The sequence below is a fragment of the Nocardia sp. NPDC050175 genome, assembly GCF_044459885.1.
In the GTDB taxonomy this organism is placed as follows: domain Bacteria; phylum Actinomycetota; class Actinomycetes; order Mycobacteriales; family Mycobacteriaceae; genus Nocardia.
Map to the genome: position 1 here is coordinate 269,409 of NZ_JBITJI010000013.1, position 23,500 is coordinate 292,908.

The following is a 23,500-nucleotide window of genomic DNA, read 5'->3' on the forward strand; positions in this document are numbered from 1 at the left end:
GCCTCGGGTCGCTGCGGGACACCCGCACCCGGTCGGCATCGATGAGCAGGCTGCGCCATTGTCGCTCATCACGTCTCGAGTTTTCGCGGGACACCCGCTGCCGTCGGCACTAATTACGCACGGACGGCAACACTCTAGCTAGCGCGCTTGATCTCGGTGGACCCTGCCCGCCTCAGGAGCGCGGCTTACGCCGTTCCGGCGGCCGCTTCGCCGGCGCGCCCTCGCGGCGCGGGCCGCGGGTGAACGAGCGCTGTCCCGGCGGACCCTGATCGGGCGTCAGCTGGATGAGCACGCCGCTGATCCTGGTGCGACGCAACGCTTCCAGCGTCTCCGGGGGTAGGTCCGCGGGCAGCTCGACCAGGCTGTGGTCGGGCCGGATGCTGATGTGCCCGAAGTCGCTGCGGCGCAGGCCACCCTCGTTGGCGATGGCGCCGACGATCGCGCCCGGCACCACGCGGTGCCGCTTGCCGACGCTGATCCGGTAGGTCGCCAGCTCGGTGCCGTTGGCCCGACTGTGCTGACCGAATCCGGACCGATCGTCGTCACCTTCGAAGCGGCGCGGGCGATCCGGGCGTTCCCGGCGTTCGCGCACCGGCTCCGGCGGCTCGGGCTGCATCAGGAAGTTGTCGCCGTCGCGCGACAGCACGGCCAGCGCCGCCGCGATGTCGACGAGCGGAATGTCGTGCTCGCGTTCGTAATCCTCGATGAGCCTGCGGAACAGCGCCAGGTTCGACGAGGTCAGGCTCTCGGTGATGTTGTCGCCGAACTTGGCGACGCGCTGCGCGTTGACGTCGTCGACGCTGGGCAGCTGCATCTCCTCCAGCGGATGCCTGGTGGCCCGCTCGATCGACTTGAGCAGGTGGCGTTCGCGCGGCGCGACGAACAGCAGGGCCTCGCCGCTGCGCCCGGCCCGGCCGGTGCGGCCGATGCGGTGCACGTAGGACTCGGTGTCGTGCGGGATGTCGTAGTTGACCACGTGCGAGATGCGGTCCACGTCCAGGCCGCGCGCGGCGACGTCGGTGGCGACCAGGATGTCCAGCGAACCGGACTTGAGCTGGCCGATGGTGCGCTCACGCTGGTTCTGCGCGATGTCACCGTTGATCGCGGCCGCGGAAAAGCCCCTGGCGCGCAGCTTTTCGGCCAGCTCCTCGGTGGCCTGCTTGGTGCGCACGAAGATGATCATCGCCTCGAACGACTCGACCTCGAGCACCCTGGTCAGCGCGTCCAGCTTGCGCTGATGCGAGACCTGCACCCAGCGCTGGGTGATGTTCGTCGCGGTGGAGGTCTTCGACTTGACGGTGATCTCGACCGGGTTGTTCAGGTACTGCTTGGAGATCTTGCGGATGGCCGCGGGCATGGTCGCGGAGAACAGCGCGACCTGCTTGGTGGACGGCGTGTCCTTGAGGATGCGCTCGACGTCCTCCTGGAAGCCCATCTTCAGCATCTCGTCGGCCTCGTCCAGCACCAGGTACTTCAGCTGCGACAGGTCGAGCGTGCCCTTCTCCAGGTGATCGATCACCCGGCCGGGCGTGCCGACCACCACGTGCGCGCCGCGGCGCAGGCCGGACAGCTGCACACCGTAGGCCTGGCCGCCGTAGATCGGCAGCACATGCAACCCGGGGATGTGCGTGGCGTAGCGGCCGAACGCCTCGGCCACCTGGATCGCGAGCTCGCGGGTCGGCGCGAGCACCAGGGCCTGCGGGAGTTTGCCGGAGGTTTCGAGACCCATCAATATCGGGATCGCGAACGCCGCGGTCTTGCCGGTGCCGGTCTGCGCGAGGCCGACCACATCGGCGCCGCTGAGCAGTGGCGGAATCGTCGCAGCCTGGATCGGCGACGGCGACTCATAGCCCACATCGGCGATGGCCGCGAGAATGCGGTCATCGATCCCGAGATCGGCGAAGGTCGGGCCGTCGTTGTCCCTGTCGTTGTCGCCAGGAACGCTGTCGACCTGATTGGTACTCATTGACCAGGAGTTTACTGCCTCGTGCTGGCCTGCCCGGCCACCGCCCCAATACGGTGAGACGTATGCAACTGGATAGCTCCGAAACGAATCAGACCCCAGGCCCGAACCAGCTGGACGTTGCGGTCGTCCAGTTCGCCCCCGGCACCGATCCGTCCGCCAACCTTTCCGCACTGCGCGAGCACGTGCGCGCGGCCCGCGATCGGGGCGCGCGAGTGGTGGTCGCGCCGGAATACTCGATGTTTGCCGTCACTCGGCTCGATGAGCGTGTCGTGGCCGTCGCCGAACCTCTGACCGGGCCGTTCGTCACCGGACTCGGCGAGATCGCCCGCGAATTCGGCGTGCATCTGGTCGCCGGAATGGTGGAGCAGGTCGCGCCGGGCGGTAGCCGGATCCACAACACCCTCGTGGTGCTCGGGCCCGACGGAACGCTCGTCACGAAGTATCGGAAGGTGCATCTCTACGACGCCTTCGGCTTCCTCGAATCGGAGGTGGTCGAGGCGGGCGCGATCGAGGCGCCGGCCGTCTTCGGTGTGGCGGACGTGACATTCGGCTTGCAGACCTGTTTCGATCTGCGCTTCCCGGAAGGCATCCGCCGGGTGGCCACCGCGGGCGCCCAGGTGCTGGTGCTGCCCGCCCAGTGGATACCCGGTCCGGCCAAGGTCGATCAGTGGACGACGTTGCTGCGTGCGCGGGCCATCGAGAACACCGTTTATGTGGCCGCCGCCGATCAGGCCGCGCCGCGTGGCGCGGGCGCGTCGATGATCATCGATCCGACCGGTGCGGTGCTGGCTGAACTCGGCGACGAAGCGGGCGTGTTGACCGCAAGCATCGACCTCGTTCATCTGGCCGAGGTCCGTACTACTAATCCGAGCCTCGAGTTGCGGCGATTCGCGATCGCCCAGCGGGCCGCGGAGTAGCGTTTTGCTGGATGATCTACACAGATCGGACATCGGCCGGTCGCGCGCTCGCTACACATCTGGAGGACCTGCGCGCGGCATATCCGCTGCTGCTCGGTCTGCCGCGCGGCGGGGTTCCGGTGGCCGCCGGGGTGCGCGAGATCATCGGTGGTGACCTCGACATTCTGCTGGTCCGCAAGCTCGGTGTGCCGTGGCAGCCGGAGCTGGCGATGGGTGCCATCGGCGAGGACGGTGTGCGGGTGCTCAACTCGGATGTGTTGTCGCACATCGGGATCAGCGCGCAGGAGTTCGCCGCGATCGAGGACAGCGAGCGGGTGGAGTTGGATCGGCGCCGGACGGTGTGGCGCGGCGAGGCGAAACCGATTCCGTTGGATGGGCGCACCGTGGTGATCGTCGACGACGGTATGGCAACCGGCGCGACCGTGGTGGTCGCCTGCCGCGTCGCCCGCCTGCACCAGCCTGCCCAGATCGTGGTGGCCGTACCGGTTTCCTCAGCGGAGGCGTTGCGCAGAGTCGCCGCGGAAGCAGACCAGGTTGTGTGCCCGCTGGTCCCGCGCACCCTGGGCGGAGTAGGTACCGCCTACGAGGACTTCCACCAACTAGCAGACGAAGAAGTGACCACCCTCCTCACTTGACCTCACCACGCACGTCTCCTGATTTGCCGCACCGGAAATCGCATGCGATTCCAGGTGCACCAAATCGGAGGGCGTGCGTCTAGACCTCGGTGATCCCCGTGCGGTGGCGTTGCGCGAGTTCGGCGTAGAAGCCGGGGTTGAGCTTGATCCACGACTCGGCGGGGGTGCCTTCGATGGGACGCTTCACTACTGCGGGGGAGCCCGCGGCGAGGACACCGTCGGGGATTTCGGTGCCGGGCTGGACCAGCGAGTGGGCGGCAATCATCGTTCCCGCACCGATTTTCGCCATATCGAGCACCGTAGTTCCGTTGCCCACAATGGCTTCCGCGCCGACGGACGCACCGTGGAACACCACACTGTGTGCGATCGTCGCGCCCGGCCCGATCTCCATCGGCACAACCGGCGGCACGTGCAGCACGGCGTTGTCCTGAATATTGGCGCGTTCGCGAATGATGATCGGCGCCAGGTCCGCGCGAAGCACCGCGCCGTACCAGATCGAGGCGCCCGCCTCGACCCGGACGTCGCTCCCCCGCCTCTCCGCGCCTTTTGCCGGTCGTAAATGCCGCGGCAGTATCGCTCCGGGCCGGCGGTCGTGTGGGCGGCTCAGATCTGGGCGTACCCGACGAGTTACCCATGTACTTACGAAATCAGTTGTCTGTTGGTGAATTTCACCAGCGGTCGGCGTAGGCGCTGGCCCGTTCGGCCGCGGTGACCATCGGGCGCAGCTGTGCGATGAAACCGTGCGCGGTCACCGGAACGATGTCGACATCGGTGCCGGTGCGCACCGAGTAGCGACCGTCGTCGACCACATCGATCCAGCAGAGCACCCCGAACGGACGCAGTTCACCCTCGCCGCGCCGGGCGGACACCACGATCTGACCGATGCCGTCGCGCGGCTGCCGCAGCATTCTGCGGATGCGGCTCGGCACCGTCGGCCCCGCGACCGGAACGGTGACCAGATCGCGGCTGTCCTCGCCGACCCTGGCCAGCGGCGCGGTCAATCGCGGCGTGGTGCCCGGCGTCCGCTCCGGCAGCATCGAAACGACCCGGGCGGTCAGGCTTTTCACACTGCCGACGAACAACCGGATGTCACCGCCACGATCCGCGGTCGCGCCGGGTCGCTGCGCGGCCACCACCGCGACATTGCCCGCCGCGGCGCCGAGCACCCGCACCGGCCGGACCGCGTCCGAGCCCGGCGCGCCGTCGCGCTCGCCGAACACCTCGATCCGCAGCTCCGGCGCGCCGAGCACGCGCAGCGCCGCTTCGAGGTCGGCATCGAGCACCCGATCGCACCAACTCTGTAAGGCCGGTAGTTGGGTGTCCCGCTCAGCGGTGTCGCGCGCGGATAATCGGACGGCCAGCGGATACGGAATCCGGTCGCCGTCGGTGCGCGCCCAGGCCAGCGCGAACTGGTCCGGCGTCAGCGTCCAATTCACTCCAGCTCGGTCCACTCGCCGAGCACCGGCGGCGTGGTCGGATCGATGGCGCCGATCAGCTCGCCGTTGTCGTCGGACGGTTCGAGGTAGGTCGGGAGGTCGTCGAAGTGGAAGTCGTCCTCGTCCTCCTCGTCGAAGCGCGCGGCGCGTGCGCCGGCGTTGGCGGCGTTCGCGGCGACGCTGGATCCTTGGCGTGGTGCGTCACCTGCGACCATCGCCCCACCCATCAGGCCGCCCATCGCACCCGCGCCGAGGCCACTGACCGCATCGTTGCTACTGGTACCGCTGCTGCCACCGCGTCGTTCGTCGCGCTTGCGCTGCTCGTCGGTGGTCGCGCTCGCGGTGCCCGGTGTGGTCGGGACAACGACCTGATGAGCCGACGCGGCGGTGGTGCTCGGTGTCGCGGCCGCAGTGGCGGCGGGCGCGGTGCGCAGCCTGGTCGCGGCCGGTGCCAAGGACAGTGGCGTATCCGTTGCGGCCGCCGTCACTCGGGTTGCGGCAGGTGCGGCAGGACTTCCCGCGCCCGCGTCGGTGGCTCCACTGGCAGCGGCGACCGTTGCCGCGGGTGTGGTTTCGTCTTGGTGCTGCTCGGCCGCGACCTGCTCCCCGACCGGTGCGTCCGCAGTCGGTGCCTCGGCGGGCTGCGTCGCGATCGACGAGGTGTTCAGCGGAACCTGTTGCACGACAGGGGTTCCCGCGTCGACGCCGGACCCGGTCGCCTTGCTGACCGGTGCACCGCTCGGCGTGGTCGGCGCGTCACCGAACTGCTCGTCCAGGAATGCGGGCACGTCGTTGCCGGTCGGGATGAACACGCCGGTGTAGATGTCGTTCATCGAGCGCACGATGTCCTGACGCGTGTGCTCGGTCGTCTTCTGATCGGCGACATTGCTGGTGGCCTGCGTCGGATCCAGCAGCGCGGCACCCAGATCGGGCGTCTTCCCGGACGGTGCGGATACCGCGGCCCGCAAGGCCTCGGCCGCGTCGCCCGCCTGCCCGAGCCGCTGCGAGACGACGGCCAGCACGTCGGCGAGATCCTGACCGGTCTGCTCGAAGCCCTGCACGGCCGCGGCGGCGCGCTGGGCCGCGCTGCCGCGCCACCCGTCGGCGATGGCCGCGCGAATCTCGATGTGCGCCTGCGCGACCGCGTCGGCCAGCCCGGCCGCCGCGGCACCCCAGGCCTGCTGCCCGCCGGTGAGCACGGCGGGCTTCATCAGTTGAACCTTCTCGTGGATCTCCTGATGGGTCAGGTTGTCGAAGACCTCGACGGTCGGCGCGTACGGCGGGTCGTTGCGCCTGCTGAGCGTCCGCTCGGGTGTGTGCGGCAACTTACGCATGGGCTGCTCCGTCCGCGTCGATCCGGCCGACGGCCGAGGCGAGCACGTGGTCGGCGCGATGGTAGGCCGCGCCTGCGGCCCGGAAGGTCAGCGCGAGTTCCCTGGCGGCTTCGGCGTATTCCCACAGTCGGGTGAGCGCGCCGTGCGCCTTCGTCTCGAAGCCGGCGCGCAGCGCGTCGCCGGAGGCGAACCCGCCGAACCCGGGCAGCGCGGAGGCGGCGTTGAGCGACCGGATCTGATCCTCGATCTGATTGGCCAGTTGCTCGTAGCGGCGCGCGCATCGTTCGTGCACCCCGCTCGCGACGAGCACGCGGTCGATCCACAGCTCGCCGTCGTTGACCGCGGTGTGTAGCCCCGCGGCACTGACACCGGGCGCCGTGAATTCCGACAGATCCGGGCTTCCGACCCCATTGGCGTTCTCGTTAGATGGCACCTGACGTCCCCCTTCCTCATCTCTGAGCGAGGCTCAGCTCACGGGCGCCGTGCCAACCCCACGACGACACCCTGCATCCAGTCCGCGATGTCGGCAGCGACCCGCGCGTGCACCGGCTCGTGCAGCAGATCATGCCCGGCATCGGCGTACTCGCGTAAATCTACCGATTCGTGGCGCTGAGTCCATACCCTGACCGCATCAATCGGCGCTCGCCGATCCTCGACGCCGTGCACCGCGAGGATCGGAAGGTCGCGCGGCAGTGGTGTTCCCAGCGCGCCGGGCGTGCCCCCACCAAGCGCCCGCTTCGAGACGCCGGACAGCACCAGACCGGTCACCGCGTCGGCCGGAATGGCGGGCCGCAGCGGGTAGGCGCGCTCCAACGCGGTGGTATCCGCGGCCGCCGCGCCCGCTTCCGGTTCCGCGGCGCCGAACAGGGCGAGCACGGTGACCGCGCCGAGTGAATGACCCATCAGGACCAACGGCGGTGCAGGCACCGTGGCGCGCGCGAGGTCGAACAGCCGCACCGCGTCCGCCACCAACTCCACCAGCGTGCCCGGATTGCCGTGGTCGCCCTCGCTGAGTCCCTGCCCCGAGGTGTCGAGCGCCCACGTTTCGATGCCTGCGGTCTTCAGCGTCCTGGCGAACCGGTGGTAGTGGCCGCTGTGCTGACCTATTCCGGGCAGCAGCAGCACTGTCGCAACGCTGTTTTCGATCGGCCACCGCCGATAATGCATCCGGCCGCGCTCGCCGTCGAAAAATGGCATCCCCTGATCTTGCCAAAGATTTTGTCGCTCATGGGACTTCACGATGTCTCCAGTCGGCCGCCGCGCGTCTTCGCCCCGGCCAGGCCCGGTGTGAGCACGGACCTCTTCTGTTCAGGTGGCTAGACTCCCAGCCGATTGCTCTATCGGCTTGCAGAGACCGAGGTGCCCGTTGAGAAGACTCCGTCGCCCAGGCTCGTTGCTGTGGCCCGCCGCCCTGATCGCCCTGGCGTGCACCGCACCGGTCGCCGCCGCGGACCCGACCGCCGCGGACCCGACCGCCGCGCAGCCGGTCGCCGCGTGCGCGCCCGCGCTCGCCGCGCTCGCCGCGCTCGCCGCGACCGCGGTGCCCGTCGGCGTGCCGATGCTCGACTGGTCGGAGAACGTCGGCTACGACGCCGCGGGCAACCTGTGGGTCTCGCGGGTGTACCGCAATGTGGTGCAGCGCTATGACCGTTCCGGTGCGCTGACCGCGACCGTCCCGGTCGACTTCCCCGGTGCCGTGCGCAGTGGTCCGGATGGCTTGCTCTATGTCGTCTACGGGGACACACCGACCAGCCTGGTCAGTCCCGGTGGCGTGGTCCGTTTCGACCCGACGGCGGCCGACCCGAAGCCCGAGGTCTTCGTCTCCGGCGTGCGAACCATGCCCAACGGCGCCGCGTTCGACGCGGACGGCTATCTCTACCTCGGTGCGTCGTTGTCCGGCGTAATCCGGGTGCGCCCGGACGGCACCATCGACACCGCGTGGACCGACCAGGCCCCCAAGGGAAGCGCGAACGGTGTCGTCGTGCGCGGCCGCATGCTCTATGTCACCTCCAATGGCGGCCCGCTCGGCCGGATTCTGCGCGTCCCGATCGATGCTCCCGGCGCCACCTCCGTTGTCGCGGACGTCGCTTCGCCGCTGCCCGGTATTCCGGATTTCACCGATGATCTTCTCGTCGATTCGTCCGGAATCCTGTATGTGACCACAGTTTTCGGCCAACTCGTGCGCGTCGACCCGACTACCGGCGCGGCCTGTGCCGTGCTGAGCGGTGAGCCGTTGACCTCGGTCGTCGCCACGCCGGGGCAGCCCGATCAACTGATCGCGGGTACCGAGAACGGTGCGGTCCTGCGAATTCAGTTGCCGCGCTGAGCGTCAGCTCGAAGCGGGCCGCCGATAGCGCGGTCGATGCGCGCGGTCACCGTGCGCAGCTGTCGGATCAGCTCCGGCGGTTCGCGCACCTCGAAATCGACGCCGAGGGCAATCAGTCGATGCGCCAACCATTCCGGGGAGTCGTCGCGGAGAGTGTCCAGGCGACAGGTGATCTCATCGATCGCGATGATGTCGCCTGGTTGATCGCCCAGTCGGCCGGTGATCCGTTGTGCGGGTGCGTGAATGGTGATCGACAGACGGAAAGTCGGCGTGCCCCAGTTGGTTCGGTGCCCGGCCACAAATGCGGCGGGATCGGCGGCAGGTAGTTCGCGCGGGGTGAACCGGGCGGCGGTCGGCTGTGGTCGCTCGATGCGATCAACCCGGTAGATGCGCCAGTCATCTCGGTCGATGTCGAAGCCGACGAGGTACCAGCGACGCCGTGACGGAACGAGTCCGACCGGTTCGGCGTGCCGCCGCGATTCCGCGCCACCACCGTCGCGATACGTGAAACGCACCCGCTCCCTGTTGGTCACGGCAGCGGCCAGCGCCGTCAGCACCTCCGGATCCACCAGCGGACCGGTATCGGTGGGCAGCGCCAGCGCGGTGCCGAGCACGCGCACCCTGCGGCGCAGCTTCGCAGGCAGCACTTGCTCCAGCTTGGTGAGCGCGCGCACCGACGCCTCCTCGATGCCCGCGACCGCATAACCCGCGGCGGCCCGCAGGCCCACCGCGATGGCGACCGCCTCGTCGTCCTCGACCAGCAGCGGCGGCAGCGCGGACCCCGCCGCCAGTCGATAGCCGCCCGCCGCGCCCATCGTCGCGTCCACCGGATAGCCCAGCTCACGCAGCCGGTCGATATCGCGGCGCACCGTGCGGTCGGTGACGCCGAGCCGTTCGGCCAGTTCGCTGCCCGGCCAGTCGCGCGGGGTCTGCAGTAGCGACAGCAGGCGCAGCAGCCGGGCGGGGGTGTTGTTCATGAATTCGAGGGTCCCAGAAAACTAGGACATAGATGGTCCTACATGACTTCTAACGTGGTGCCCAGATCGCGAGACCGACCGGCAAGGAGCAGCACCGATGACCGACAACCGCACCGCAGTTCGCCCGTTCCGCATCGACATCGCGCAGGCCGACCTGGACGATCTGAACGACCGGTTGCGCCGCACCCGCTGGTCGGCGCAGCTGCCCGGTTCGGGTCGGGACCGCGGCGTACCGGTCGCCTACCTGCAAGAGCTGGCCGACTACTGGCGGACCGAATTCGACTGGCGCGCACAGGAAGCGGCGCTGAACGAGTTTCCACAGTTCATCACCGAAATCGACGGCCTCGACGTGCATTTCGTGCATGTGCGCTCGCCCGAGCCGGACGCGGTGCCGCTGATCCTGACCCACGGCTGGCCGAACACCTTCGTCGAATTCAGCAAAACCATTGGCCTGCTCAGCGATCCGCGCAAGCACGGTCTTGACCCGGCGCAGGCCTTCCACGTCGTGGTGCCGTCGGTGCCGGGCTTCGCGTTTTCGGCGGGACCGCACGAAGTGGGGATGACGCCGGGCCGGGTGGCCGAGATGTGGCTCGAGCTGATGACTCGGCTCGGCTACCGGCGTTTCGGGGCCCAGGGCGGCGATCTCGGCGCGTACGTCGCGCCCGAGCTGGCGATCGCGGCGCCGGATCGGGTGATCGGCGTACACATCGACGGCGGCATCGGCATGCCGACCGCGGCCGACGTGCCGACCATGAGCCCGGATGAGCGCGCCGAATGGGACCTGATGCAGAAGTGGATGACCGGCCTGAACCACCACGTCCTGTTGCACGCCGCGCCGCAGACCTTCGCGCACGCCTGGACCGACTCACCGGTCGGGCTGCTCGGTTGGCTGATGCACAAGTTCAACGAATTCGCGCCGCTCGCCGACCAGGCCGAGGACGTCATCGACCGGGATCATCTGCTGACGAACATCAGCCTGTACTGGTTCACCAATACGGCCGCCAGCTCATCCTGGCCGATGTACAACGGCCTCGGCGACAACGGTTTTGCCTGGCCCAAGGGCCAAAAGCTGGTGCCGACGGGCGTTTACGGCGGGGGTTCGTCGCTGATGCTGCGACTTGCCCAGCGCGACAACGACATCGCGCACTGGCCGGAGGGCAACACCGGCAATCACTTCGTCCCGATGGAACTTCCGGAGCTGCACGTCGCCGACATCCGCGCCTTCTTCGCGAAGGTCAGCTGAATCGGACTGCGCGGCACCGCCATCCGTGGCGGTGCCGTCGTATCAGTTGGCAGGCTTGCTGAACTCGCCGTGCACCGCCGCACCGGCAGGCGCGCTGGGGGTGGTCGGCGTCGGCGCCGCGGGCGGGGCTGGGGCGGGCGCCGGAGCAGCCTCGGGTGCCGGGGGAGCGGGCGCGGAGGCGGGCGCCGGAGCAGCGGGCGCGGGCTTCTGCTCGACGGGCGGCGCGGCCTCCGGGCCGATCTCGGTCCCGTTGGGGCCCGGCGTGACCAGTCCCGGGGCGTTGGTGTTCGACGGCTTCGGCTGGATCACCGGCTGGTCCGGCACCATGAAGGTGCCGACGGTCGGCGTCATCAAGCAGTGCGCGAACGGGTAGTCGATGATGCCCCACATCGAGGCGATCACCGTGCCGGGTCCGCTGTTCACCGTCTTGGACAGCGACGGAAGGCCGTACTCGGTGAGGTCGTCGAGCGGATCGATCCCGCTGGCGCCGTTGTTGATGTTCACCCAGGCCACCACGAGGCCCGAGGCCAGCGGCGTGCCGGTGTGCGCGGGCGTCGCGCTGAATCGCAGGGTGCCCGGCGCGACATTGAGGTCCTGGCTGTTGCCGACCCCGTCGGTGGTCGCGGCGGCGATGATGGTGGTGACCGGCCCGATGCTGCCGCAGCCGAAAGTGGGTGCGGCGTAGGCGAACGGGGTGAAGGCGCTGGTGACGTGGCGCAGTCCGGCCACATCGGCGAGCTTGGTGTACTCGGTCAGCGCGCCGACACCCGCCTGCACGGTCGGGTCGGGGCCTGCGGTCTCGGTGAGGTGGGCCAGCCCGGTGTCCAGCGGCGACGGTTCCGGATCGGCGGTGGCCGTACCACCGATGGTCAGCGCCGCGCCGATGCCGAGAGCTGTCACGGCCGATGCGGCGCGTGCGATGGTCCTGCCGTTCACTCGAACTCCTCGATACGCAAAGTCTCGGGGTCCCCAACCCACGTGCAGCAACGTACCAGTTCGTCAGGAATACCGCCCAGGTAGCGCCGCTGTTCACCCAGTGTTGACGCCCGCAAGCGTGTCCTTCAGGTGTGATCCACTCGACAGTAGAGGATTACTCAAGGGTAGGTTGGACTCGGACGTTACGAGACACAGACGGAGCTGCGTATGAAAATAAGCCTGTCCCCAGACGAAGTCGCGTTCCGCGACGAACTGCGAAACATCTACCGGACCGAGATCCCCGCCGAGATCCGTGAGCGCTTCAAGTACGGCCAGGAGCTGTCCCGCGACGACATCGTCCGCTCGCACAAGGCGCTGAACGACAACGGCCTCGCGGTGCCGAACTGGCCGGTCGAGTGGGGTGGCAAGGACTGGACTCCGATGCAGCGCCACATCTGGCAGGACGAGATGCAGCTCGCCTCGGTGCCGGACCCGCTGACGTTCAACGCGCAGATGGTCGGCCCGGTGATCGCGCACTTCGGCTCGCAGGAGCTCAAGCAGCGCTTCCTGCCGCCCACCGCCGCGCTCGACATCTGGTGGTGCCAAGGCTTTTCCGAGCCCGACGCGGGCTCGGACCTGGCCTCGCTGCGCACCACCGCGGTGCGCGACGGCGACTCCTACATCGTCAACGGCCAGAAGATCTGGACCACGCTGGCCCAGTACGCGGACTGGATCTTCTGCCTGGTGCGCACCGACCCGAGCGCGGCGAAGAAGCAGGCGGGCATCTCGTTCCTGCTGTTCGACGTGAAATCGCCCGGCGTCACCATCCGCCCGATCAAGCTGATCGACGGCGGCTACGAGGTGAACGAGGTGTTCTTCGAGAACGTCCGCGTCCCGGCCGATCAGCTGGTCGGCGAGGAGAACATGGGCTGGACCTACGCCAAGTTCCTGCTCGGCAACGAGCGCACCGGCATCACCGGCGTCGGCCGCACCAAGGTGAAGCTCGGCATCGCGAAAGAATATGCGGCGCAGACGAAGTCGGGTGAGGGCACGCTGCTGACCGATCCGCTGTTCGCGGCGCGGGTCGCCGAACTGGAGAACGAGCTGCTCGCGCTGGAACTCACCCAGCTGCGCGTGGTCTCGAATTCCTCGGACGGCAAGCCGAATCCGGCGTCCTCGGTGCTGAAGCTGCGCGGCTCGGAGCTGCAGCAGGCCGCCACCGAGCTGCTGGTCGACATCGCGGGCCCGGACATGCTCCCGGTCGGCGCCGGCGAGATCGCCTCGCCCGGTTGGGCACAGCGCAGCGGTCCCAGCTACCTGAACTACCGCAAGACAACCATCTACGGAGGCTCCAGCGAGGTGCAGCGCACCATCATCGCCTCCACGATCCTCGGATTGTGAGGCGCCGCCATGGATTTCGATCTCACCGATGAACAGGAAATGCTGCGGGACACGGTACGTGACCTGCTCGCGCGCAACTACGACCCCGAGACCAGGCTGAAGGTCACCGACACCGAGCTCGGCTGGAGCCGCGAGGTGTGGCAACAGCTCGCCGAACTCGGTGTGCTCGGACTGACTTTCACCGAGGAGGACGGCGGCGTCGGCGCCGGTCCGGTGGAGACGATGGTCGTGCTACAGGAGGTGGGGCGCAGGCTGGCGCCGGAGCCGATCCTGGACGCGGTGCTGCTGCCCGGCGCGCTGATCGCCCTCGCGGGCAGCACCGAACAGCGGCAGCGGGTACTGCCCGAGGTGGCGGCGGGCAACAAGCTGCTCGCCTTCGCGCACGGCGAGCCCGGTGTGCGCTGGCCGTCCACCGAACTCGCCACGACGGCTGTGCCGCAAGGTGATTCATACGCGCTGACCGGCATCAAGAACCCGGTCATACATGGCGATTGCGCCGACGAACTGGTGGTCAGCGCGCAGCTGCCCGGCGGCGGCACCGGACTGTTCCTGGTCGCGGCCGACGCCACCGGCGTGACCCGCAAGTCCTACCGCACGGTGGACGGGCAGCGCGGCGCACAGCTCGAATTCGAGCAGGCCGCCGCCGAACTGCTCAGCGGCGGTGTCGATGCGGCCGAAGCGATTCAGACGGCGCTGGTGCAGGCGCAGGCCAGCCTGTGCGCGGAATCCATCGGTGCGATGGAGGAGGCGCTGCGGTTGACCACCGATTACCTGAAGCAGCGCAAGCAGTTCGGGGTCACCCTGTCGAAGTTCCAGGCGCTCACGCACCGGGCCGCCGACATGTACGTCTCGCTGGAGCTGGCGCGCAGTATGAGCCTCTATGCCACCGCTGCGGTCGCCGACGAGGCGATCGATCCCCAGGTCGCGTCGCGGGCCCGGCTCCAGGTCGGCCGCTCGGCGCGGCACATCGGTCAGGAAGCCATCCAGATGCACGGCGGCATCGGCGTTACCGCGGAGTACCCGGTCAGTCACTACGTGGCCAGGCTGACCGCGATCGAGCGCACGTTCGGCGGCGGGCTCGAGCACCTGCGGGTGCTCAGCGCGAAGGTCGGCGAGTACGGGCTGCCCGAGCTGTAAACCCTTGCGGTGGTGCGTGATCCGCGCACCACCGCGGGTTACTCGTCGTCGGTCGACTGGCTGCCGTACGGATGCGTTGTCGGCTCGTCCGGCGTCGTCGTGGTCGGTCGCGGCCGCGTTGTCGTCGGCCGAGTGGTGGTCGGCCGCGTCGTGGGGGCTTCGGTCGTGGTCGGCGCCTCGGTCGTGGGTCGGGCATCCTCGGAGGGGCGCTCGTGCGGCGGGTTCCCGTTCGGCAAAGCGCCCGGTGCCTCTTCCGGTGGCGGCGTCTCGCCCGGTGTCGTGGTGCTGAAGCCGGTGAACGGCGACGCGTGCGGTGCCTGGTAGGGCGCGATCTGCCAGGTCGGCGACGGCGGAATCGCCACCTTCGGCATCGTCACGCTCGGCCCCTCGTGCGCGACGGGCGCGACGTTCGGGTCCGACTGCAACGGCGGGGGCGCGACATAGGTGTCCTGCTTGCCGATTCCGCAGGCGCCGATAAGGACGAGCCCGACGGAGATCGCCCCTGCGGCGATCGCCGGACCTGCGATCTTGGTCCTGGTGCTCTCCATCGGTGATCACTCCTGCTGCGGTTCGAGTCGGCATCACCTTACTCGAGCGCGGTCCACGCGGCCAGACGAAACGGTCGCCAACGGTGCGTCGAAGTGTATCGTTTTAAACACTCTTAATTCAGATATCGAATTGATCTCTTCGGCGTGTCGGGGGCACGTGTCGCTGTCATACGGCCGGGCATGGTCGTAGCGTGTGAGCAAAGTTACGCGTGAGACGCCTGTACCCAGATGAGAGAAGCGTTGTGTGATGAACGCGGCATTGGTTCTCTGATCGGCGTCATCGAGGAGTAGATGATGGGAGCTTACTCGACAGCGTCGCAGCGGGAGTCGTCCGCAGCCGCCAAGGATGCGGTGTCGGCTACTACGCAGCATCTCGTGTCGAACAAGTCAGCGCGCTCGCTGTCCACGATCATTTCGCGGATATTCGCCTGGCTTTTCTTCGTCGGTGGCATCGTCGGGGCTGTCCTCGGCATCGCCGGCTTACACGTCGAAATCACCGTCGCCGGACTGATTCTCGCGTGCACCGCAGGGTTGATCCTGCTCAAACTCCGCACAGGTGGCAGCGGCGGCAACGAAACGGATTGACGCCGAACCCCACTGACACCGCGACCGGACCGGGCAACTGGTCGGTCGGTCGCCGAGTGATCGTGGCTGGTCACCGAAAAATTCGGGCGCGCAACGGTTTCGCCGCCTACCGTGAAGATCATGAGGATCGAGATCACCACGGATGCGGCCGAGTTCCGCTCGCGCACCGAGTCGTTCCTGCTCCGTGATCCGCTGCGGCACACCGTGATCACCACGAGCATCGCGAATCAGGTCGAGGGCATCCAGACCCCCGACCGAGCCGCGCAGTTCCTATCGGTGTACGCCGACGATGCCACCGTGGTCGGCGTCGCCATGCGGGCGAAACGCTGGGACGTGTATCTCGGTGAGCTGCCCCAGGGCAGCGCGGGCGCGGTGGCCGACGCGCTGGCGGAGGTGGTGCCGGAAAGCACCGGTGTCGAAGGACTCGTCGCCGACGCGACGGCCTTCGCGCAACGCTGGAGCGACCGATTCGGCGTCGGCTTCCGGCCGTCCTTCAGCAGCCGGCTGTACCGCCTCGGCGCACTGCGCATCCCCGATGTCCCCGGAACAGCGCGCCGGGCAACCGAATCCGAGCTGCCGCTGTGCCTCGAATGGGCTGCGGCCATGCACGACGATGCGGGGATCCCCGCCGTCGCACTGGACAAGGCGGCCCTCGGTAGACGGGTCGCCGCAGGCATGATCTGGTTCTGGGAGCGCGACGGCCGGCCGGTAAGTTTTGCCGCCCACCAGATCCCGGTCCAGGGCTGGTCTCGCATCGGCCTCGTCTACACCCCGCCGCAGCAGCGCGGCCACGGCTACGCCAGCGCCGTCACCGCCCACATCGCGCAGGTCCTGCGGGCCGAGAGTTTGGACGTCTGCCTCTTCGCCGACACGGCCAACCGCACCGCGGGCAAGATATACCAGGCCATCGGCTTCCATCCGACACACGAATTCGTGCACCACGAATTCAGTTAGCCGACTTCGTGTTCCGCCGCCCGTGCGAACTCAGTTCAGCGGGGCGGCGACCCACCATTCCATGAAGTCGGCCTCGGTGGCGATGAAGCCGACGCTGTACATGAGCATGGCGGCGCGTTGCGGGTGCTCGGTGAACTCGGTGACCATGCGCGGGCGCTGTTCATCGCTGTCGCGCAGCTTGTAGTTGGTGTAGTTGTGGCCGTTTTTGCCCACCACGATCTTGTCGTTGGCGGGTAGGCCGTCGAGCGTGGATCGGACCTCAGCGGGGGAGTTGTACAGGTAGAACGAGAAGGACGCCTTGTTCGGACCGCCGAAGCATCGCCACAGCACCAGCCAGTCGCCGAGGGGTGGATCGTCGTTGTTGAGCGGGGGCGCCGAGCCGGGAGCGTAGGAGAAGCAACCCGCCTTGTTGTAGCCAGTTCCGGCCTGAACCGTCTGGCCGGGCGTGGTTGCCGGCAGCATGGCGGAGAACTCGCTGCTCAGTGCCGCGGCGTTCGCACTGACCTGGTTTCGGTCGGGCGTCGGCCGCGGTGCGGTCGACGGCTTGGTGATCGGCGTGATGCCGGTGCGCGACGTGGTGCCTGCTGTGCTGGTCGGCGCTGTGCTGGTCGTGGCCGGTCCGGCGGAACCTGTTCCACTGCGCGAAAATACGACGATCGAGGCGATGAGCCCGACCACCAGCAGCACGCCGACCACACCGCCGATCATGGCAGTGGACCGAGAGCGACCACGATCGGCGGCGAGTGACGCATCCGGACTGGGGTTTTCGCTGCGCTGCCCGTACTGCTGCGCCACCGTTGGCGGCTGACGCACCACCGTGGACGGCTGATCCGCCATCGGGAACGGCGCGAACTGTTGCGGCGTGGTGAGCGCATGCCATGCGGCACCGGCGAATTCGGCGCAGGAATCGAATCGATCGTCGGCCCGCTTGGCCATGGCCTTGGCCAGCACCGCGTCCAGCGCCGTCGGCAGGCCGGGCCGCAGCCGGCTGACCGGCCGCGGTGGCACCTGCAGGTGTCCCTGGATCACCGCGACCGGGTTGGTGGCCTCGAACGGCACCGTCCCGGTCAGCAGCCGGAACAGCGTGCAGGCCAACGAGTATTGATCCGAGCGGTGATCGAGCAGCGCGCCCGACAGCTGCTCCGGCGACGCGTACGCCAGTGTGGCGGTGAACGTTCCGGTCTGGGTGAGCCGTCCGGTTTCATCACGGAATCGGGCGATGCCGAAGTCGGTGAGGAACACGCGCTCGCCGGCGCCCCCGGTGCCTTCGAGCAAGATGTTGGCGGGCTTCACATCTCGATGCAGGACGCCGCGGCTGTGGGCGAAGTCGAGCGCCTTCGCCGTCTCGCCGATGATCTGTACCGCACGTTCCGGCGGCAGTGACTGGGCGTGTACCGCGTCGGCATCGGTGCCTTCGATGTACTGCATCGAGATCCACAGCTGCTCGTCCTCGACGCCGCGGTCGAACACGGTCACGATGTTCGGATGATCGAGCCGGGCGACCAGGTCGGCCTCCCGCTCGAACCGGGTCCGGATCTGGTTGTCGTGGAACACTTCCGAGTTCAACAGCTTCATCGCCGTCAACCGCGGCAGGCGTGGATGCCGCGCCAGGTACACCGATCCCATGCCGCCCCGACCGAGCAGGCGTTCGATGGTGTAGCTGGCGAATGTCTCTCCGCTACGTAGCATGGGTCAGTTCAGCGGGGCCGAGCGCCACCAGCGCAAGGTCTGGTCGATGGAGCCGGAGCCGTCGGTGAACATCAGGTACTGGGCGCGGTCCGGATCACCGGTGAAGGCGGTCACGATCTTCGGGCCGCTCGCATCGAATTTGTAGTTGGTGTAGGACTTTCCGCCGTTGGAGTCCATCGACTTGCTGTTGGACGGCAGCGTCTTCAGCACCGACTGCGCGTCGGCGGCGGACTTGTAGACATAGATGCGGTAGAGCGGATCTGAACTGTCGCCGCCGCCGTAGCAGCGCCACTGCCAGGCCCAGGCGCCGAACTCCGGGTCGCCATCGCTCGGCGTCGGCGTGTAGCTCGTGTCGGTATTCCAGCATTTGGCGCCGTTGTAGCCGACCTGCTCGGTCTTGGTCGCGGGCACCATGCGCGGGAATTCGGTGCTGATCGAGTCCGCGGTCGCGGGGACCGCGGTGCCCGGCCCGGTCCCAGCCGAGGTCGTTGTCGTGGTGTTCGAGGACGAGCTGGAATCGCTGACCGCGCCGATGATGGCGAGCGTCACCAGGATGAGCACCACGACCGCGAGGCAGATGCCGATGATGAGGCCGACATGGGACTTCTTCGGCGGTCGTCCGCCGACACTGACCGGGGACATGGGCCGCGGCGGGGTGTAGTTGTAGCCGGACTGCGGCCCGGAGTTGTAGCCGGATTGCGGCCCGGTGTACGGGCTGGTCGGCGGTGCTGCCTGCCCGCCCCCGTGCTGCTGGGCCACCAGGGTGGCCGGGAGTGGCGTCGGGAAGGATTGTCCCGCAAGGTAATTCGGACCGCTCTGCGGCTGGCCCTGGCCGTATGGCCCCTGGTAGGGGGCGCCGGAGGTCGGGGTGGGCGGTCCGGTGGTCGGCCGTGGACCGGTGGTCGGCCTCGGCCCGGTGGTCGGGCGCGGTCCGCTCACCGGGGTCGGCGGCGCGGTGAACGGCCGCGGGCCACCGATCACCGGCATCGGCGGCGCGCTGGGATTGGTGAGCGCATGCCGGGCGGCCGCGGCGAAGTCGGCGCAACTCGGGTACCTGTCGTCCGGTCGCTTCGCCATCGCCCTGGCCAGCACGCTGTCCAGGGCATACGGCAGGCCCTGGCGGTGGCTGCTCAATGCGGGCGGCGCGCCCTGCAGGTGACCTTGGATCACCGCCGCGGGGTTGGTCGCGGAGAACGGGCCGGTCCCGGTGAACAACCAGAACAGCGAGCACGCCAGCGAATACTGATCCGAGCGGTGGTCCAGCGACGAGCCGGTGAGCTGTTCGGGCGACGCGTAAGCCAGTGTGGCGGTGAAGGTTCCGGTCTGGGTGAGATGGCCGGTGTCGTCCCGGAAGCGGGCGATGCCGAAGTCGGTGAGGTAGACGCGCTCGCCGCGGCCGCTGCCGGAGCGGGCGAGCAGGATGTTCGCGGGCTTCACGTCGCGATGCAGCACGCCGATGCCGTGCGCGTAGTCGAGGGCGTCCGCGGTTTCCTTGATGATCTGCACGGCGCGCTCGGGTGGCAGCGCCTGCGGTTGCACCGACGCGGCGTCGATACCGTCGATGAACTGCATGGAGATCCACAGCTGTTCGTCGTCGAGCCCACGGTCGTAGACCGTGACGATGTTCGGGTGATCGAGCTGGGCGACCAGATCCGCCTCCCGTTCGAACCGCGCCCGCACCTCCTTGTCGAAGAACATCTCCCGGTTCAGCAGCTTCAACGCGGTCATCCGCGGCAGCCGAGGATGTTTCGCCAGGTAGACCGAACCCATGCCACCGCGACCCAGTTGCCGCTCGATGACATAACCGGCGAAAACGTCACCGCTGGCCAGCATGTCTGCTCCACTTCCCGCCGCCCGTCGGGACCCACCGACGAACAGGCGCACAGCATAAGAACGCGCGATCAGGCACGGGCCGGACCACGGAAAACATCGAAACCATAGCAGTAGTCACTGAACCGAAGGCTGCCCAGCGAAAGCGGGGTAATACCAGTGACATTCGATAGCGAACAGCTATCGGCGGAGGCCGCGCGTCCGGCGGCGGCTGCTGTTGCCGGGGTACCACGCCGGGGCGCCTGGGCAGGTCCGGCAGCTCGATGGTGCCGCGCCGGACGGTCCGGCGCGGCGGCAGAAACGTAGGCGGCGGAACCGATCTCGGCTGTGGGACCGATCCCGACGACGGTGGTGCGGATGTCGTTGGGGGCGGGGTCGTTTCGCGCGGAGCCGGTCCGGTCTGCGCAGCGGCGGGTGCTCGGCCGCCGGGCGGCGCGGTCTGGTCTGGTGGTCTCGTCGAGTGCGGCGGCCGCTCTGGTGGTGGTATTGCGTGGGGCGAATGGCCCGGCGGCGTCGTCGAGTGGTGCGGATGGTCTGGTGGCATCGTCGAATGGGACGGGCGGCCTGGCGGCACCGTCGGGGGGTGCGGATGGTCCGATGAACCCACCGAGTGCGGCGGCCGGTCTGGTGGCGGCGTTGAGCGGTGCGGATGGTCTGGTGAGAACGTCGAGTGAGGCGGACGCCCGGGCGGCACCGTCGAGTGGGGCGGACGGTCGGGTGGGAACGTGCGAGTGGGGGGAACCGGCGCGGGCCGTGCGTTGGGGGCGAACCCGCCGTGCGCGAGTCCGGCTTGGTGCCGCGGCCTGCCGACGGCGAGCGCGTGGCGGGCCGCGGCGGCGAACTCCGCGCAGTCGGCGAACCGGTCGGCGGGGGTCTTGGCCATCGCGCGGGCCAGCACGCCGTCCAACGTGGGCGGCAGGCCGGGCCGCAGCCGGCTGAGCCTCGGCACCGGTGCGAACAAGTGGCTGTTGACCACGGCGGCCGGATTCACGCCGGGGTAGGGCGCCGCACCGATCAGCAACCAGAACAGCGTGCACGCGAGCGAGTACTGATCAGCCCGGTCGTCCAGCGGCTGCCCCATCAATTGCTCCGGCGCGCCGAACGCCAGCGTCGCGGTGATCGAGCCCTTCGAGCTGAGCGTGGTGTCGCTGCCGCGCACGCCCGCGATGCCGAAGTCGGTGAGCAGCACCCGCTCCGGCTGCCCGATCGGTGCCTTGGCCAGCAGGATGTTGGCCGGTTTCACGTCACGGTGCAGCACCTCGTTGGCGTGCGCGAAGTCGAGGGCGATCGCGGTATCGCTGATGATCTGCACGGCCCGCCCCGGCTCGAGCACGTTCACGTCCGCGCAGGAGGCGTCCGCGCCGGGCACGTACTGCATGGAGATCCACAGCTGCTGGTCCTCGGTGCCGCGGTCGTACACCGTGACGATATTGGGATGGTCGAGTTGGGCGACCAGATCGGCCTCCCGCTCGAAGCGGCGGCGGATCTCGACCTCGCTGTACAGCTCGCTTTTGAGCAGTTTGAGCGCGGTCAGCCGCGGCAGTCGTGGATGCTTGGCCAGGTAAACGGTGCCCATGCCGCCGTAGCCCAGGACACGTTTGATGACATAGCCAGCGAAGACCTGGCCGGTCTGCAACACGGTGTTCACCCCCGTTGTCGGGTCGAGCGCGCGGATACTACCGATGTATCTCGCAGGGCCCACACGATGCAACAACCCCCGTTCGGCATCCTCGGATTGCTGTCGGTGGTGGTCATTAAGCTGGCCCCTATGCGCATTGGAGCACACGTCCGGCTCGACGGCGACCCGATCGGCTTCGGTGAGAAACTCGGTGCCGACGTCATCCAGATGTTCGTCGTCGATCCGCAGAGCTGGGACAAGCCGACCCCGCACCCGCGGACCGAGGAGATCGTGGCAAGCCCGATCGACGTGGTGGTGCACTCGTCCTATCAGATCAACGTGGCCAGCCTGAACAATCGGCTACGAATGCCCTCCCGCAATGCCGTCGCCCAGCAGGCCAAGGCCGCCGCCGACCTCGGCGCGTTCGGCTTGGTCGTGCACGGCGGACACGTCCGCTCGGACGCCGAACTGGAGACCGGAATCGACAACTGGCGCAAGCTGTTCGAACGCCAGCAGGACAAGGGCGGCTTCGCCGTGCCGATCCTGATCGAGAACACCGCGGGCGGCAATCACGCGATGGCCAGGCATTTCGACTCCATCTCCCGATTGTGGGACGCCGTAGGCGATTTCGGCGCAGGCTTCTGCCTGGATACCTGCCATGCCTGGGCGGGCGGCGAGGAACTGATCGGTGTCGTCGACCGCATCAAGGCGATCACCGGCCGAATCGACCTGGTGCACTTGAACTCCTCCCGGGATGAGTTCAACTCCGGCGCCGACCGCCACGCCAACTTCTCCGACGGCACCATCGATCCGGAGCTGCTCGCCGAGGTCTGCAAAACCGCAGGCGCCCCGGTCATTTTGGAAACGCCTGGCGAAGGGGTTGCCGATGATCTGGCGTATCTCCGGGAGTACATGGGCTGAGTTGGTTGGCTCTCCGGGGGAGGGGGTCGGGGGAGGGGGTCCGGGGTGAGTGTGTTGTTGGGGCGGGGTGAGGTTGTGTGCGTGGGGCGGGTGCTGCGCACCCTTTGTGGGGGTGGGTTTGTAGAGGGGGCGGGTGCTGCGCACCCTTCTCTAGCGGGGTTGGTGCGGCGGCGGGTGCTTCGCACCCACCTCCGAGTGAGTTAGCTACGGCGGCTTGATGGTTCGCACACCACTCTCATCCGTCACAAACCCACCAGGCCCTCAACAAGTACGCGAAGGACGCAATTACGTGTGCGAGGAACACGGCCCTAGCGACTTGACGTACGAAGCACGCTCTTGACGCAGGTTGCAGCATGCGTCAAGAACACGCTTCGTACGTCAAGTGGGCCTGCGCGTGATGGTTGCACCGAACAGTGGGACTGCTTGGGCTCGAGGTGATGCCCTGGAACGGCACCCCGGCCAAATGGCGCATCCCGGCAAGTCGAATGGTCGCTAAACGATCTCGGACTGCAACCATTCGACTCTTTTGATCTTGAAAATGCTCTCAACGCCACCACAAGCCGATGACCACCTCAGCAACGCGACATCACGCACCTGACATGCGCCTAAAGCCGGGTACGGCACACGACGCGCCCACACTACTTCAGGGAAAACCTGGATAGGTCTTCAGCTTTCATGAACAGCTCACCTTGGGAAGTCCTTAGGTGCACTTCCCCGATAGGTGTACTTATCCAAGGGAATGACCGAGTAGTGCTGAGCACGTCGCCTGCCGTACCCGGCTTTAGTTATCGGTCAGGCGCGCAATGTGAGGGTTCCCGAGATGGTCATCTGGCTGTGGTTGCGTTGCGAGAGCTCAATACTCAGCCAATCTCGGCTTCCGAGGTGGTCAAGCTACCTGTGTACACCCACTGTGTCAGCCCCACACCACCTGTACTGAGTGTGGGGCTGACACAACGGGTGTACGGATAGGTTCTGAACCGTCCCGAGTTTCCGGCCGGCTTCATGGTTGAGTCATCACCGGCTGGGATGGCTGTTGTTGAGCGTAGTAGGCGGCTTCGTACTCGGCGG

The 23,500-nt window shown here is 67.9% G+C and carries 21 protein-coding genes; 9 read left to right on the forward strand and 12 right to left on the reverse strand.

The features are described from left to right. Positions 1-172: 172 nt before the first annotated feature. Positions 173-1,966: a DEAD/DEAH box helicase gene (locus ACIBK2_RS36030; protein WP_396974088.1), complete on the reverse strand. Its 1,794-nt coding sequence runs from the start codon at positions 1,964-1,966 to the stop codon at positions 173-175. Between the two features lie 62 nt (positions 1,967-2,028). On the opposite strand from ACIBK2_RS36030, the gene ACIBK2_RS36035 reads away from it, so the two are divergent. Both ACIBK2_RS36035 and ACIBK2_RS36040 read left to right on the forward strand, forming a co-directional pair. Continuing rightward, a complete protein-coding gene (locus tag ACIBK2_RS36035) occupies positions 2,029-2,883 on the forward strand; it encodes a carbon-nitrogen hydrolase family protein (protein WP_396974090.1) in 855 nt (284 codons plus the stop codon). An 11-nt stretch (positions 2,884-2,894) separates the two neighbouring features. Then, the gene (locus ACIBK2_RS36040; protein ID WP_396974092.1) at positions 2,895-3,518 is read left to right on the forward strand and encodes a phosphoribosyltransferase; all 624 of its coding nucleotides are present in this window, start codon (positions 2,895-2,897) and stop codon (positions 3,516-3,518) included. 79 nt (positions 3,519-3,597) lie between these two features. Here the strand turns inward: ACIBK2_RS36040 and ACIBK2_RS36045 are convergent, their stop codons facing one another. The 5 genes from ACIBK2_RS36045 to ACIBK2_RS36065 all read right to left on the reverse strand — a co-directional run bounded on the left by ACIBK2_RS36045 (position 3,598) and on the right by ACIBK2_RS36065 (position 7,485). Further along, positions 3,598-3,999, reverse strand: a complete 402-nt coding sequence (locus ACIBK2_RS36045) for a gamma carbonic anhydrase family protein (protein WP_396974094.1) — start codon at positions 3,997-3,999, stop codon at positions 3,598-3,600. Between the two features lie 187 nt (positions 4,000-4,186). Next, a complete protein-coding gene (locus tag ACIBK2_RS36050) occupies positions 4,187-4,954 on the reverse strand; it encodes an ESX secretion-associated protein EspG (RefSeq protein ID WP_396974096.1) in 768 nt (255 codons plus the stop codon). Continuing rightward, on the reverse strand, positions 4,951-6,288 hold the full coding sequence (locus tag ACIBK2_RS36055; RefSeq protein ID WP_396974098.1) for a hypothetical protein: 1,338 nt from the start codon (positions 6,286-6,288) through the stop codon (positions 4,951-4,953). Before ACIBK2_RS36055 ends, ACIBK2_RS36050 begins: the two co-directional genes overlap by 4 nt. Next, positions 6,281-6,721 carry a hypothetical protein gene (locus tag ACIBK2_RS36060; RefSeq protein ID WP_396974100.1) on the reverse strand — a complete coding sequence of 147 codons (441 nt, stop codon included), beginning with the start codon at positions 6,719-6,721 and terminating at the stop codon, positions 6,281-6,283. The genes ACIBK2_RS36055 and ACIBK2_RS36060 overlap by 8 nt, the downstream gene beginning before the upstream one ends. 38 nt (positions 6,722-6,759) lie before the next feature. Further along, positions 6,760-7,485, reverse strand: a complete 726-nt coding sequence (locus ACIBK2_RS36065; RefSeq protein ID WP_396974102.1) for an alpha/beta hydrolase — start codon at positions 7,483-7,485, stop codon at positions 6,760-6,762. A 169-nt stretch (positions 7,486-7,654) separates the two neighbouring features. On the opposite strand from ACIBK2_RS36065, the gene ACIBK2_RS36070 reads away from it, so the two are divergent. Further along, complete coding sequence (locus tag ACIBK2_RS36070) at positions 7,655-8,614, forward strand: SMP-30/gluconolactonase/LRE family protein (RefSeq protein ID WP_396974104.1); 960 nt, start codon at positions 7,655-7,657, stop codon at positions 8,612-8,614. On the opposite strand, the gene ACIBK2_RS36075 is transcribed toward ACIBK2_RS36070, so the two are convergent. Further along, positions 8,599-9,591: a helix-turn-helix transcriptional regulator gene (locus tag ACIBK2_RS36075; protein ID WP_396974106.1), complete on the reverse strand. Its 993-nt coding sequence runs from the start codon at positions 9,589-9,591 to the stop codon at positions 8,599-8,601. The genes ACIBK2_RS36070 and ACIBK2_RS36075 overlap by 16 nt on opposite strands. Positions 9,592-9,688: 97 nt before the next feature. Here ACIBK2_RS36075 and ACIBK2_RS36080 point away from each other — a divergent pair, with 97 nt between their 5' ends. Continuing rightward, positions 9,689-10,834 carry an epoxide hydrolase family protein gene (locus ACIBK2_RS36080; RefSeq protein ID WP_396974108.1) on the forward strand — a complete coding sequence of 382 codons (1,146 nt, stop codon included), beginning with the start codon at positions 9,689-9,691 and terminating at the stop codon, positions 10,832-10,834. Positions 10,835-10,876: 42 nt separating this feature from the next. On the opposite strand, the gene ACIBK2_RS36085 is transcribed toward ACIBK2_RS36080, so the two are convergent. Next, on the reverse strand, positions 10,877-11,770 hold the full coding sequence (locus tag ACIBK2_RS36085) for a hypothetical protein (RefSeq protein ID WP_396974109.1): 894 nt from the start codon (positions 11,768-11,770) through the stop codon (positions 10,877-10,879). Positions 11,771-11,977: 207 nt separating this feature from the next. Between ACIBK2_RS36085 and ACIBK2_RS36090 the strand changes: the two genes are divergently transcribed. Together ACIBK2_RS36090 and ACIBK2_RS36095 are read left to right on the forward strand one after the other, a co-directional pair. Continuing rightward, positions 11,978-13,150 (forward strand): acyl-CoA dehydrogenase family protein, encoded by a 1,173-nt coding sequence (locus ACIBK2_RS36090; protein ID WP_396974110.1) that lies wholly within the window; start codon positions 11,978-11,980, stop codon positions 13,148-13,150. A gap of 9 nt (positions 13,151-13,159) precedes the next feature. Then, positions 13,160-14,287, forward strand: a complete 1,128-nt coding sequence (locus tag ACIBK2_RS36095) for an acyl-CoA dehydrogenase family protein (RefSeq protein WP_396974112.1) — start codon at positions 13,160-13,162, stop codon at positions 14,285-14,287. Between the two features lie 38 nt (positions 14,288-14,325). Here the strand turns inward: ACIBK2_RS36095 and ACIBK2_RS36100 are convergent, their stop codons facing one another. Then, positions 14,326-14,835: a hypothetical protein gene (locus ACIBK2_RS36100; RefSeq protein ID WP_396974114.1), complete on the reverse strand. Its 510-nt coding sequence runs from the start codon at positions 14,833-14,835 to the stop codon at positions 14,326-14,328. A 294-nt stretch (positions 14,836-15,129) separates the two neighbouring features. Here ACIBK2_RS36100 and ACIBK2_RS36105 point away from each other — a divergent pair, with 294 nt between their 5' ends. Further along, entirely contained in the window at positions 15,130-15,420 is a 291-nt protein-coding gene (locus ACIBK2_RS36105; RefSeq protein ID WP_396974116.1) for a hypothetical protein, read from the forward strand. Positions 15,421-15,540: 120 nt separating this feature from the next. Next, positions 15,541-16,374: a GNAT family N-acetyltransferase gene (locus ACIBK2_RS36110; RefSeq protein WP_396974118.1), complete on the forward strand. Its 834-nt coding sequence runs from the start codon at positions 15,541-15,543 to the stop codon at positions 16,372-16,374. A 30-nt stretch (positions 16,375-16,404) separates the two neighbouring features. On the opposite strand, the gene ACIBK2_RS36115 is transcribed toward ACIBK2_RS36110, so the two are convergent. The 3 genes from ACIBK2_RS36115 to ACIBK2_RS36125 are packed head-to-tail and all read right to left on the reverse strand — an operon-like array spanning position 16,405 to position 21,532. After that, positions 16,405-18,063 (reverse strand): serine/threonine-protein kinase, encoded by a 1,659-nt coding sequence (locus tag ACIBK2_RS36115; protein WP_396974119.1) that lies wholly within the window; start codon positions 18,061-18,063, stop codon positions 16,405-16,407. A gap of 3 nt (positions 18,064-18,066) precedes the next feature. Next, the gene (locus tag ACIBK2_RS36120) at positions 18,067-19,896 is read right to left on the reverse strand and encodes a serine/threonine-protein kinase (RefSeq protein ID WP_396974121.1); all 1,830 of its coding nucleotides are present in this window, start codon (positions 19,894-19,896) and stop codon (positions 18,067-18,069) included. Next, positions 19,880-21,532, reverse strand: coding sequence for a protein kinase (locus ACIBK2_RS36125; RefSeq protein ID WP_396974123.1), 1,653 nt, complete (start codon positions 21,530-21,532; stop codon positions 19,880-19,882). Before ACIBK2_RS36125 ends, ACIBK2_RS36120 begins: the two co-directional genes overlap by 17 nt. Before the next feature lie 129 nt (positions 21,533-21,661). On the opposite strand from ACIBK2_RS36125, the gene ACIBK2_RS36130 reads away from it, so the two are divergent. Next, positions 21,662-22,432, forward strand: a complete 771-nt coding sequence (locus ACIBK2_RS36130) for a deoxyribonuclease IV (RefSeq protein ID WP_396974125.1) — start codon at positions 21,662-21,664, stop codon at positions 22,430-22,432. The last annotated feature ends 1,068 nt before the right edge of the window (positions 22,433-23,500 follow it).

Coding starts and splice junctions, on each gene's coding strand:
- ACIBK2_RS36130 (WP_396974125.1), top strand. CDS start 21,662: ATGCGCATTGGAGCACACGTCCGGCTCGACGGCGACCCGATCGGCTTC.
- ACIBK2_RS36105 (WP_396974116.1), top strand. CDS start 15,130: ATGGGAGCTTACTCGACAGCGTCGCAGCGGGAGTCGTCCGCAGCCGCC.
- ACIBK2_RS36115 (WP_396974119.1), bottom strand. CDS start 18,063: ATGCTACGTAGCGGAGAGACATTCGCCAGCTACACCATCGAACGCCTG.
- ACIBK2_RS36095 (WP_396974112.1), top strand. CDS start 13,160: ATGGATTTCGATCTCACCGATGAACAGGAAATGCTGCGGGACACGGTA.
- ACIBK2_RS36065 (WP_396974102.1), bottom strand. CDS start 7,485: ATGCCATTTTTCGACGGCGAGCGCGGCCGGATGCATTATCGGCGGTGG.
- ACIBK2_RS36120 (WP_396974121.1), bottom strand. CDS start 19,896: ATGCTGGCCAGCGGTGACGTTTTCGCCGGTTATGTCATCGAGCGGCAA.
- ACIBK2_RS36080 (WP_396974108.1), top strand. CDS start 9,689: ATGACCGACAACCGCACCGCAGTTCGCCCGTTCCGCATCGACATCGCG.
- ACIBK2_RS36090 (WP_396974110.1), top strand. CDS start 11,978: ATGAAAATAAGCCTGTCCCCAGACGAAGTCGCGTTCCGCGACGAACTG.
- ACIBK2_RS36040 (WP_396974092.1), top strand. CDS start 2,895: ATGATCTACACAGATCGGACATCGGCCGGTCGCGCGCTCGCTACACAT.
- ACIBK2_RS36055 (WP_396974098.1), bottom strand. CDS start 6,288: ATGCGTAAGTTGCCGCACACACCCGAGCGGACGCTCAGCAGGCGCAAC.
- ACIBK2_RS36110 (WP_396974118.1), top strand. CDS start 15,541: ATGAGGATCGAGATCACCACGGATGCGGCCGAGTTCCGCTCGCGCACC.
- ACIBK2_RS36035 (WP_396974090.1), top strand. CDS start 2,029: ATGCAACTGGATAGCTCCGAAACGAATCAGACCCCAGGCCCGAACCAG.
- ACIBK2_RS36030 (WP_396974088.1), bottom strand. CDS start 1,966: ATGAGTACCAATCAGGTCGACAGCGTTCCTGGCGACAACGACAGGGAC.
- ACIBK2_RS36100 (WP_396974114.1), bottom strand. CDS start 14,835: ATGGAGAGCACCAGGACCAAGATCGCAGGTCCGGCGATCGCCGCAGGG.
- ACIBK2_RS36075 (WP_396974106.1), bottom strand. CDS start 9,591: ATGAACAACACCCCCGCCCGGCTGCTGCGCCTGCTGTCGCTACTGCAG.